This is a genomic window from Vibrio thalassae (genome assembly GCF_900089835.1).
GTDB lineage: Bacteria > Pseudomonadota > Gammaproteobacteria > Enterobacterales > Vibrionaceae > Vibrio > Vibrio thalassae.
Genome location: NZ_OANU01000167.1, coordinates 1 through 1,140, shown reverse-complemented (window position 1 = coordinate 1,140; position 1,140 = coordinate 1). Strand labels below are relative to the sequence as shown.

Below are 1,140 nucleotides of genomic sequence, written 5' to 3'. Positions count from 1 at the left end.
GACGAACGGCACGGGAATAGGCATCAATGGTAGCAGGTCGTTTACCTTGCAGCTTAAGATTGGTAAGGTGTTGTTCATAAAGAGAATGATAGCGATTGAGTTCATTGGGTGTCATGGTATTTACTCCTGTCTATCCCATCGGGTGATGGGGTATCAGAAGTATGGCGTTTATGTGCTTTACTCTGCCGCGCAGCGGCTTCGTTCAACAAAGCATTTAAGAGTGATTCGCAACGCTTGGCATTTTCGCTTCGCTCAAGTATAGCCAAGCGTCGCTCACACCTTAATGCGGCGTTAGCCGTCATGGAGCTTGCTATACTCAAAGTGATAGAATAGTATCACTTTAGTATTCCTTTGGAGCAGCTCTCATGAAAGTAGAACTAGTTACATCACTCAAACGTCAAGCAACTAAGATCCTCGCCGATCTCCACGACACCAAAGAGCCAGTGTTAATTACTGAACATGGTAAGCCATCTGCTTATCTCATTGATGTTGATGACTACGAGTTTATGCAAAATCGTTTAGCTATTCTTGAGGGTATTGCACGAGGTGAGCGTGCACTAGCTGACGGTAAAGTGGTAAGCCATGATGAAGCCAAGGACAAAATGTCAAAATGGCTGAAATAATCTGGACTGAACCAGCGTTATCTGACCTCAACGACATCGCTGAATACATCGCACTTGAAAATATCGTAGCTGCAAAGCAGTTAGTGCAAACGATCTTCTCCAAAGTTGAACGCCTACAAACTTTCCCAGAGTCAGGTCGTATTCCACCCGAGCTAGAACATTTAAGTTATCGTGAAGTTGTCGTTAATCCATGTCGTGTTTTCTATAAACAAGACAGTGACAAAGTGTTTATTCTGTTTGTTATGCGTGCAGAGAGAGATTTGCGTAAGTTCCTGTTGAGTAAACAGTAACCTTTGGGAATGAGCGGCTAACAAATAAGGATTAAGCGTTGCGTAGCCAACGTTAAATCCCAAGTGTTGGACAAGCTCGAGCCTCTATATAAGTAAATTGTGCGATCTGCTCTAGAAGGGTGGCGACCTTGATGCTTTTCTCAAGGCGAGCGCAGGTATTGTAAGGTGGAGAATTCCGCCTTATCAATAGGTTAACTGACTAATGTTGGTTCTTAGTGGCTGTTTCT

General features: G+C 43.8%; 3 protein-coding genes and 1 pseudogene. 3 read left to right on the top strand and 1 reads right to left on the bottom strand.

Annotated features, from left to right (window positions below; all coding sequences use genetic code 11):
- Positions 1–115 (bottom strand): annotated as a pseudogene (locus tag VTH8203_RS25295) (integrase); the annotation flags it as partial.
- Between VTH8203_RS25295 and VTH8203_RS23290 the strand changes: the two are divergent.
- The 3 genes from VTH8203_RS23290 to VTH8203_RS23280 are packed head-to-tail and all read left to right on the top strand — an operon-like array spanning position 109 to position 913.
- The gene (locus VTH8203_RS23290) at positions 109–333 is read left to right on the top strand and encodes a hypothetical protein (RefSeq protein WP_096995747.1); all 225 of its coding nucleotides are present in this window, start codon (positions 109–111) and stop codon (positions 331–333) included. The pseudogene VTH8203_RS25295 and the gene VTH8203_RS23290 overlap by 7 nt on opposite strands.
- A gap of 32 nt (positions 334–365) precedes the next feature.
- Positions 366–623, top strand: coding sequence for a type II toxin-antitoxin system Phd/YefM family antitoxin (locus tag VTH8203_RS23285; protein ID WP_039989820.1), 258 nt, complete (start codon positions 366–368; stop codon positions 621–623).
- Positions 611–913 (top strand): type II toxin-antitoxin system RelE/ParE family toxin, encoded by a 303-nt coding sequence (locus tag VTH8203_RS23280; protein ID WP_012128216.1) that lies wholly within the window; start codon positions 611–613, stop codon positions 911–913. The genes VTH8203_RS23285 and VTH8203_RS23280 overlap by 13 nt, the downstream gene beginning before the upstream one ends.
- Positions 914–1,140: the final 227 nt, after the last annotated feature.